The sequence below is a fragment of the Rufibacter roseolus genome (assembly GCF_017916365.1).
Classification (GTDB): Bacteria; Bacteroidota; Bacteroidia; order Cytophagales; family Hymenobacteraceae; genus Nibribacter; species Nibribacter roseolus.
Genome location: NZ_JAFMSU010000001.1, coordinates 1,860,045 through 1,870,546, shown reverse-complemented (window position 1 = coordinate 1,870,546; position 10,502 = coordinate 1,860,045). Strand labels below are relative to the sequence as shown.

Below are 10,502 nucleotides of genomic sequence, written 5' to 3'. Positions count from 1 at the left end.
TCTTCCGGAAAATTCGCCTTTCCAGGCCACTTTCCGTAGAATTTACATAATGCTACATTTACCGACAACGGACACTACAAGAACTAAGTTATCTTGAATAAGAAAAAAATCTTTAACGATCCGGTTTACGGCTTTATCACAGTTCCGTCTGACCTGCTGTTTGACATCATCCAACACCCCTATTTCCAGCGCCTGCGCCGGATAAAGCAGCTGGGGTTGACTGAGTTTGTATACCCCGGGGCTTTGCATACCCGTTTCCATCACGCCCTGGGCGCCATGCACCTCATGAACATAGCCCTGCAGAGCCTGGCCGGCAAAGATAACATCATTACCGATAAAGAGTGCGAAGCCTCCATGGCGGCCATTCTGCTGCACGATGTAGGCCACGGTCCTTTCTCGCACGCGCTGGAGACCGCCATCTTTGACCAGGTGCCGCATGAACGCATCTCGCTGCACCTCATGGAACTCTTGAACCAGGAGTTCGGCGGCCGCCTGCAACTGGCCATTGACATCTTCACCGATAATTACCACCGGCACTTCTTCCACCAGCTGGTTTCCAGCCAACTGGACGTAGACCGCCTAGACTACCTCAACCGAGACAGCTTCTACACGGGTGTATCAGAAGGTAAGATTGGCGCCGACCGACTGTTGAAGATGCTGAATGTGCATGAAGACCAACTAGTGGTGGAGGAAAAGGGCATTTACTCTATTGAGAGTTTCCTGGTGAGCCGCCGCCTCATGTACTGGCAGGTATACATGCATAAGACCGTGACCAGCGCCGAGCAGATGGTAATGAAGATCATGCAACGTGCCCGTGAACTTACCCGGCGCGGCGATCACGTACCCGCTAGCCCCAACCTGCAGTTCTTCCTGCGCGAGAGCCTCTCCATTTTGGATTTTGAGCGGGACCCCAGCATTATGAAACGCTTTGTGTCTCTGGATGACTACGATGTCTGGAGCGCCATCAAAGCCTGGGCAGAACACCCCGACAGTATCCTGAGTTACCTGTCAACCTCCATGCTGGAGCGGAAGCTCTTCAAGATCATGCTCTCCCCTACCCCGTTTGACATAGAGTTCCTGGTGGGCGTACGCGAACTGGCGCAGGAGCACTTTAACATTTCCCCAGAGGAGGCACACTACATGGTGGTGGAAGGCAAGATCAGCAACAACGCTTATGAATCTGGCGGCGAGAACATCAACGTGCTCACAAAAGCAAGCCTGGTGGTGGACGTGGCCAAAGCCTCAGACTTGCCCAATATTCAGGCTTTGAGTAAGAAAGTAGAGAAATACTACGTGTGCTATCCCAAGGAAATCACGCGCATGAGCCTTTAACTGTCTTTCCTATTTTAGACCTATTTTCCCGAAAACAAGCCTAAAACAGCCAACCATCACAAACGCACCTAACGCCTTAGCTAGTCCATGATCATTTACCAGAGTGGCTTAATCACCCTAGACTATGACCCCGCCACTGACATTCTGTTCATCAAGTGGCCCGATATCCAAGACTTTCTGGTTCCAGAGATACGGCAGGCACTTCAAATATTGGTAGACCACATCAAGAGCTACGATATCAAGAAACTGTTGATTGACTCCAGCCGCGCCTCTCTGGATATACCCGGCGCCGAGTACAAAGAAGTCATCAAAGAATTTGGGCAAAACCTCATGCAGACCAGGTTGGAGAAGATGGCCCGCATCCTTACGCCCAATTCCACCCGCGAAAACAAAGTGGAAGAAGCTAGGCAGGAATTGCGTTTCCCTATCGATTTGCGCACTTTTACAGACTACTCTGAGGCTTTCGCCTGGCTCAAGGGCACCCTGGTAGAACCAGCCTGATTAATCTGTTTCGGCTTTGGATAGCCGATGATTTTGCCGCTGCCTGTTTTGGGTTTGTTTTTAAGAAAACAGCTCCGAAACAGGCAGCGGCTTTTTCAATTAAGCACAAGCGTATCTAATTCCTGGAAACCAAGAGAAAATGATGCCTCATGAATTCCTGTAGATTGCCTTGTCCATGGGAATTCAATTGTGAAACTCAGCTATAAACAAAAAGGGAGAGCAGAATTGCTCTCCCTTTTTGTTTATAGCTATTAAGCGCTCAATTACCGCAACTCAATATCATCAATGTAGAAGGTGTTAGGGTTGGTACCGTAGTTCTTTATGTAGAATTCTTTGATTCCGCCAGTGATATTACCCAAAGCACTGATCGGAACTTCAATCCGCCTGTATTGACCTGCTACAATATCGAACGGTGCATCGGTTCCGGTAACATCAGACATATTCTTGATCTGGATTGCCCCGCGGCTATTTACCGTGCCACGTACATAAAGCACAATGGTAGTATACCCATCAAACACATTCGCATTGTTTGGATGCAATTGGAACGCTCCGTAGGCATCATTGAAGCTTACTTTGATTGCTTTAGCACCTCTAGACACCTGCTCTGTATTGGCTACATCCTCGGAGGATTTACCCCAACCACCCCATAACTGCCACTCAGAGTTCAATGCATCATTGTAAATGAAGTACGGCGGACGGTCAATGTTGATTCTAAGGGTCTGCCCGGTGGCTACTGAATAATTACGGGTTGTGATGAAAGTAACCACACCATTCAAGATATCTTGGGTAGGCATTTTCAACACAATCTGGGTAGGCGTTTTACTGATGAAGGTAGAAACGGAAGCACCACCTGTGAAATTCACGCTTTTTACAAGATCAAGGTTAGTTCCGGTAATGGTCAGGTTAGCTCCTGGATCCACAGGGTTAGGAGACATACTAGTGATTGCCGGCAAGGTAATGGTGATGCTTTGGGTTGTAGGCACTTCCACACCTGACTTAGCCACTAATTTAAGCGTACCAGCAGAGGCGTTGTCTGGAACTGTCACTACAATCTGGGTAGCAGATTGGCTAACGAAGCTGGAGGCTTTGGCAGTTCCAACCCCGGTAAACACAACCTCTTTTACTAAATCAAGGTCTGTACCAGTGATGGTCAGGTTTTCGCCGTGTTTTAGAGAAGCAGGCGAAAAAGCGGTAGCTGCAGGCAAAGTTACGTCTAACGACTGTTCAGTCTCAATCGCCATTGGCTCAGTACCACCGGTAAAGAAAGTCAAAGATCCTGTTTTGGCGCTCATTGGAACTCTAAGCACCAGTTCCGTCATAGACTTGCTTACAAATGTGGTCACGATGCTATCCTGCAGGGTGCCAAACTGAACGCTGTCTACCCAGTTGAGGTAGTTACCTGTCACAGTAATGTTGGTTCCTGGCTTAGCTTTTGCCGTTACTGATGCAATAGTCACCGGCACTTCAAAGCTGAGCACGGTTTTAGAAACAACATCCTCGCCACCTGAAACCTTCAGGGTTACTTTACCTTCTTCAGCTGTGTTTGGGATAACCAACTCAATCAGGTCAGATGATTGCGAGGTAAACTGAGTTTTGGCAACAGAAGCACCTACAAACTCAATAGATTCAACCTTGTTCAGGTTATGACCAATGAATTTGAGTTTCTCGCCATGCTTGGCTCCCGTAGGACCAAAGCTCAATAATTCTACTTGTCCTGAGTTTACATCTTCCTCATCATCATTACATGACTGCAGGAATCCGAATGTCGCGAACAAGCATACCAGTAGTAATACCTTGATATTATAAAAGTTCTTCATACGTCAATTATCAGAGGGTTTCGTTATGGGATAACATTTGGTACTACTCGCACATTGTCCATCGCAAACTGGGCTTTAGTGCCTGGGCCTACGAAATGGAAGGAAACTGCGTAACCACTGGCGTTATAGGTGAACGTGTTACCGTTTTTGTTATTAGCCTCATGGATATCCTTGAAAGGAATAGTTACAGTTTGCCACTTGTTCTTAGTATCAATGTTTGCTGCCCAGGTATAAGTAGCTAAATCTCTGTTTCCAGGGCCACCATTACTGCTGAACATGATCCGAATACCGTTATAAGCCAACGGAGAAACTGTATTCATCTCAAACTTAAGCACGTAGTTACCTGGGTTTGCAAAAGCATCAGCCGGAATGTTTTTGGTTTTTTCTTTTACCGTTCCTTCACCAACCCATGCCTCAAACCAACCGCCTGTATTCTCTTTGTCAATGCGCAGGAATTTCCCACTGATTGGGTCAATACCTGATCCACCACTGGTGATGTAAGTTGGACCATGCCACCAGCCGCCGAAATCAGTGTCTTCATAATCGGCAATGATGTTGCGGTTATCACGGAACCAGAAAGAAGTCTCTGTCTCGCCAAAATTGCTCTTGATAGTAAGAGGTCCTGGCTGGGCATCTGCTGGTACTCTTACCTGGATTTCGTTAGGCAATACGTCAACAACCTCTCCTTCTACCTGAGCCCCATTGGCACCGGTAAAGAAAACGTGTACCGGCTCATAGAAGAAGCTTCCTCTGATAGTTGCAACTTCACCAGCGTTTACGAACTCACTTTCCATGTAAGTAGGCAATGGCTCGCTGATATCTACCGTGAAATCATGCTCCAAAACCTCACCGTTTGCAAATATCAGACGCATCTTGTTTGTGATTTCAGTTGGGATGTCTGATGGCACACGGGTAATGATAGAAGTGCTGGTGATAAAGGTAGACTGCAGCGCTGCCTCACGGTCATTTATCCATAATTCACGGACATCTTGCAGGTTCTCACCAATAATGGCGATCATTTGTCCTTGTCCGGCCTTCACAACAAGGGAATCAGATGCTGCTGGGCGGGTAACCCGCACATAGCTAATCATGGGTTTACCGCCGTTCGGAAGATCATCATCTTCCGAACAGCTGGTGAAAGTCCCTGTCATCACCAAGGCAACAAAAAGGAACAGGAAATATTTCAATTGACTTTTCATACAAATATTCTCTTATCTGAATCTTAATTTCTAGTCCTTAAATTCATAATCAACGGCTGGTTGGCCTAAGCTTGGCGACTGGCTAAGCTCCACAGATGGCAGCGGCATGTAGAAATTAGCATCGCTGACATTTGGAGTCCGTTCAGTAACCCAAGAGGTTTTGGTAAATGTCCAACCGGTTGGGTTAGGGAAACGATCCGGCGCCGCCAGGAACAAGGCACGGTCCTGGTTGTTGATGATATTGAATGCTTTCTGCGGATTATAGTAATGGATTCTTACTAACTCATACCAGGTTAGATTTTCCATGGCAAACTCCTTCACCCACTCTTCAAACACCTGGTCTTCTCCAGACAATGGGTAGTTACGGTTCATCTGGATTGGCCCGGCAATTGGCTGTAAACCGGCCCGGGTACGGATTTCGTTGAGGTATTGGATAGCAACCGGATCAGATGTTGACTCGGCATTTCCAACCGCGGCATCCACATAAGTCAGGTACATCTCTGCCAGACGCAACATATAGGTGTTGTGCGGATATCTTTGCTGAGCGGCCTGTCCACCCAAGTCATACTCATTTCCAACCACATACTTCTTGATAACAGCGTAGTTGTTGGTGGCTCCTGCGCCTGGTGCAGCCCAAGTCAACTTCTCTTTTGGTTTACCGGAAGGATCTTTCACAGTAATTTCAGGATAATTGAAACCTGGCAGCATAAAGGTGGCTTTTAACCGCTGGTCCATGGTAAAGCCTTTGGCTAGTCCATCGTTAGCCGGGTCATTATCTTCCTGGTTGGTGATCAGGCCTTCGTACAAGCTCATCATCCACCAGGTAGCGCTGTAGTTGCCACCCCAACCATCGTTGTTCACGGCTATTTCACCCATTGGGTAAATTTGAGAAGCCATGGTGTTAGCGGCCGCATAGTTTTCACCAAATACCCACTGGTTTTCAAACAAAGACTCCGCGTTGTTGTCGTATGGGTATTTGAAAAGGTTCTCGTAAGGTCTGATCAAAGTTTTACCGCTTTGGGTAATTACCCGTTGAGCATATTCTTTAGCCTTGTCTAAGAATTCCTGATTTCTCTGACCACCTGAAGCACCAACCCCGGCACGGGTAAGATAGGTACGGGCTAACATACCTTCAGCCGACCATCTGGTTACTCTTCCGGGTTGGGTAGAGGTAAGAGGCAAATTCTCTGCTGCAAACAAATAATCACGGGTAATGAACTCCCATACACTAGGAATGGTATTGCGCACCTTCTCCGCGTTATTTAAGTCCGCAACGTTGTCTGTAATGATTGGAACTTCACCAAAGGTGGTTACCAGAATGCTGTAAGCAGTTGCACGCATGAAACGAGCCTCTCCAATTGCCTGGTTTTTAGCCGCAGCAGTTACATCTGGGCCAGCTAGCTTGTTAATGTTATAGATAGCCATGTTTGACTGCGCAATAACATTGTAGCAAGCCTGGTAAGCCCACAAGGTGGATTTAGAAACGCCGGTAGCTCTGAAGAACACATTGTCTCTGCGCTCTGCCGGGCCTTCCCATGGGTAGAACAAGGTACCACCCCGGATATCACCTACGAAATAAGAAGCCTGATCATGGTAATCTTTCCAAGCCACGTTGTATAGAGGAGCAGTAGCTGCCAGAACCTGGGCATCGGTCTTAAAGAAAGCGCCGTCAGTAAGCGTATCCAGTGGTGGCCTCTCTAAAAAGTCTTCTTTACAGCCGGTGAACATAGCCAGAGCGGCAAAGGCCCCGGCTAAAATATATCTATTAATCATATTATGTATTGCAGTTAAAATTAGAAATCAATTCCAATGTTGAAAGAATAGATAGGGGTAATTGGATAACGGCCGGTATCAACCCCAATTGGTGCACTATCATTTCCAACATTTGGTCCAACATATGTACCAACCTCAGGATCGTAACCGGTGTATTTAGTGAAAGTATACAGGTTTTGAGCGCTAACACCTACTCTGGCTGCCTTCACAAATTTTTGTCTGGCAACAAGTGAATTAGGTAAACTGTAGTTCAAAGAGATGTTCTTGATTCTCACAAAAGAGCCATCTTCTACATATTTAGTTGTGTGACGGGCAAAGTTCTTGTTCACATCACCGCCAGAAAGACGAGGCACAATTGTACCAGGGTTTTCCAACACACCTTCTGAATTCACTCTGGCATAGTCCCGAGCTTCTCTGAACATGTTCTGTCCTACGTTGATGTTGTTAGGGTTTGCATTACGGAAACGAACGTAGTTGTACACATCGTTACCAAATGTTCCGGTTAAAAGCACACTCAGGTTAAAGCCTTTGTAAGTGAAATCATTGGTGAAACCACCAAAGTATTTAGGCCATGGGCTACCAATCTTGGTCATGTCCTGCTCAGTGATTACTCCGTCGCCATTCAGGTCACGGAATTTCACATCACCAACCCAAACACTATTCTCTCCAACTGGGAAAGGCTTTCCTTGGCTATCAGCAGGGCGGGCACTGTTTTGCACCTCTTCTACCGTCTGGAAAATACCTTCTTCAATGTAACCATAGAAGAACCAAGGAGATTCACCTACTACTGTTCTTTGTGACCAAAGTGGTTGGATATACCAATCTGGGGCATTGCGGGCCACTACACTGGTTTCAGTATAAAGTTTAGTAACCTCAGCCTGGAAGTGGGAGATGTTAAGGTTTGTTTCCCATTTGAAACCACCTTTATCAATGTTAACAGTGTTCAATGATGCACTCCAGCCTTTATTTTGAAGGGCGCCAAAGTTCACCAGAGGAGCCTGTACGGAACCACTACCAGTAGATCCCATGTACCAAGGCAGGGAGCTTCTAACGATTACGTTGTCTGTTTTCTTGATGTAGTAGTCGGCCTCAATCTGAACACGGTTCTCAAATAAACCCAGGTTGATACCAGCGTTATTGGTTAAGGTCTCTTCCCACTTGAAATTTGGGTTAGGATAGTTGGCTGCCAAGAAACCAGATCCCCACTCTGTTGGGTACTGCTGAAGTCTTGCATAGATGTTACCGCCAGCTCCCTGATTACCGGTTAAACCAGTTTCAAAACGCAATCTCAAGTCACTTACTACCGGAATAGCAAAGAATGGCTCTTCAGACACGCGCCAGGCGGCGGATATGGAAGGGAAATAACCCCATCTGTTGTCAGGACCAAAGTTTGCTGAACCATCGGCACGGAAGGCACCTTGCAGAATGTAACGGTCTCCAAAGTTATAGTTCACACGACCCAGGTAAGACTCCATAGCCCAGTCACCTTGTCCACCACCGGTTCTTTGGTTGGCATTTTGCTCACCGGCATTGATATCAATGATTTCGTTTGTATTGAAACCGCTTCTGCCAAGGGTGGTGTTCTGCCAGGTAGAGGCCTGTGATTCGTGAGTGGCCATCAAAGTCAAGCTGTGCTTACCAAACTGTTTGGCGTATTGCAACATCTGGTTCCAGTTCCAATAAGTATTGGTCTCGTTCCGGATATCCAGACGGGCAATTACGTTTCTCTGATAACCAAAGGTGTAAGTTGGCAAGAAAGTGGTACCGAACCCGGTTCCGTAATCAGCATTGAACGAGGTACGGAATTCTAATCCTTCAGCCAGGTTTACAGTTGCATTCAGACCACCCAAGATCCGACGTCTCACCATATCGTTGGTGATAATGTTCGCTAAACCAATTGGGTTAGCTGGTGTAAAACGCTCAGCCTCAGAAACACTACCATCTGGGTTAAGTCTAGGCTCACCACCACCGTAGGTTCCATCCAGGTTTCTTACCGGAATGGCTGGAGATAACTGAATGGCATTATTAATGATATCCCACTGAGTTGTAGAAATCTGCTCGTTTGTTTGGGCAAAGTTCAGGTTAGCACCTAAGTTAAGCCATTTACGGGCTTTGCTATCCAGGTTCAACCTAACTGAAGCACGATCAAATCCTGATCCTACGGCCACACCTTCCTGATCCAGGTACTCACCTGATAAATAGAATCTAGTGTTCTCACTACCGCCGCTCAGGCTCAACTGGTGTTTGTTCATTGGCGCGTTGTTGAATAACTCACGCTGCCAGTTGGTTCCTTCACCCAAGATAGAAGGATCAAGGAAATCTTCGCGTACCGCACCACCTGCCAACGCTTTGTACTCATTATCCATCTGGGCATATTCGCGCAGATTCATTACATCCAGTGGCTTAGGTGAAGTTTGCACACTGTTCAAGAAAGAGTAATTGATTTTCAAGTCACCAGCTTTACCTCTTTTTGTTGTGATCAAAACTACCCCGTTGGTACCACGTGAACCATAGATAGCGGTAGCAGAAGGACCTTGCAAAATGTCCATGCTTTCAATATCAGATGGGTTCAAAGAGGCCAATGGGTTAACACCTGAAGTAGAAGTAGCACCCTGAACCTGAACACCATCAATTACATATAATGGCTCGTTAGATCCGTTAATAGAGTTGATACCTCTGATGTTCACAGAGATACCACCACCCGGAGCACCTGTATTCTGAGTTACATACACCCCTGGTGCACGTCCCTGGATAGCTTGCTCTACCGTAGTGTTTACAGTTCTTTCAATGGCTTTTGCACCGATACTAGTCTGCGCCGCAGGCACATCACTGGCTCTCAGTTCACCATAACCGGTTACTACTACCTCGTTCAAAGTCTGAGCATCTTCTCTCAAACTCACATTAATAGTAGTGTTGTTCCCTACCGGCACTTCCTGAGACACATAGCCAATGAAGGTTACTACCAACACATCGGCATTACCTGCCTCCAAAGAGAAGTTTCCGTTCGCATCTGTAGAGGCTCCAGTGGTGGTACCCTTTACTACTACACTTACGCCTGGCATACCTGAGTTATCAGCAGCCGCGGTTACTCTACCAGTAATGGTCCGTCTGGCCGTCTGGGCCAAACCATCAAAAGCCTGGGTCAGAATAGCCAATACCATGGCTATCATCATCCAGACTTTCTTAGATTTCAAGACGTAATTACTTTTTTGGTAATTTTTGTCTGAGTATAAGTTTTGAATCATAGGGTAATTTGAATTAGGTAGTAAACATAGTATAGTGGTGAATAATAAAAACTCACTAGATGCACTCTAGTCAGGAGATTAACTTTAAGAAAATGGTGTCAAGTAAAATCAAGTAGAATAAGCCTTTTAATGCTCTACCAGAGGTTTTAGGGGAGAACCTCCATTTGTTTTGTTCCTGTTTGGACCAAAAGTCACTTTTTAGGCCAGTCACGTTCCTCTCCATCCTTCAACACCCTCCAAACACTTTCAGTAACCTTACAAATCTAAGAAGATTTAAAGCCGTCGTATAATACTTTCTTATCAATTCTTTGATTGATTGCGGCAGTCTAACCTAACCATGCACGCCAACGTTGGCATAAATATAGAAAACAAATTCCATTTCCATAAACAAAATTTAATCATCTTTAAAATATCTGTTTTTAGAGAATTCATAATGCAGTTCAGATTATTTCAAATTTATACAAAGCAGAAAAACAGACCAAGACAGGTATCTATGTTGCCTGAATTAAGTAAAAAGGTGTTTTTCTGATAAGTAATTGATTATATATAAGTGTAAGGAAGACCTCTAAACTGGTATTCTTTTATCCTATTTACCCATTGCTGACTTAACATTCATACCTCATCGTAATCAGGCT

6 protein-coding genes are annotated in these 10,502 nt (G+C 45.9%); 2 read left to right on the top strand and 4 right to left on the bottom strand.

The features are described 5' to 3' along the window. Positions 1-93: 93 nt before the first annotated feature. Positions 94-1,332, top strand: coding sequence for an HD domain-containing protein (locus J3P35_RS07320; RefSeq protein ID WP_210463672.1), 1,239 nt, complete (start codon positions 94-96; stop codon positions 1,330-1,332). 87 nt (positions 1,333-1,419) lie between these two features. Next, positions 1,420-1,833 carry a hypothetical protein gene (locus J3P35_RS07315; protein ID WP_210463671.1) on the top strand — a complete coding sequence of 138 codons (414 nt, stop codon included), beginning with the start codon at positions 1,420-1,422 and terminating at the stop codon, positions 1,831-1,833. Positions 1,834-2,096: 263 nt separating this feature from the next. Here J3P35_RS07315 and J3P35_RS07310 read toward each other — a convergent pair whose 3' ends face one another. The 4 genes from J3P35_RS07310 to J3P35_RS07295 are packed head-to-tail and all read right to left on the bottom strand — an operon-like array spanning position 2,097 to position 9,867. Then, entirely contained in the window at positions 2,097-3,650 is a 1,554-nt protein-coding gene (locus J3P35_RS07310) for an IPT/TIG domain-containing protein (RefSeq protein WP_210463670.1), read from the bottom strand. Positions 3,651-3,673: 23 nt separating this feature from the next. Further along, entirely contained in the window at positions 3,674-4,849 is a 1,176-nt protein-coding gene (locus tag J3P35_RS07305) for a glycan-binding surface protein (protein ID WP_210463669.1), read from the bottom strand. Positions 4,850-4,879: 30 nt separating this feature from the next. Further along, positions 4,880-6,622 (bottom strand): RagB/SusD family nutrient uptake outer membrane protein, encoded by a 1,743-nt coding sequence (locus J3P35_RS07300; RefSeq protein ID WP_210463668.1) that lies wholly within the window; start codon positions 6,620-6,622, stop codon positions 4,880-4,882. Positions 6,623-6,642: 20 nt separating this feature from the next. After that, positions 6,643-9,867: a SusC/RagA family TonB-linked outer membrane protein gene (locus J3P35_RS07295; RefSeq protein ID WP_246850014.1), complete on the bottom strand. Its 3,225-nt coding sequence runs from the start codon at positions 9,865-9,867 to the stop codon at positions 6,643-6,645. Between the last annotated feature and the right edge of the window lie 635 nt (positions 9,868-10,502).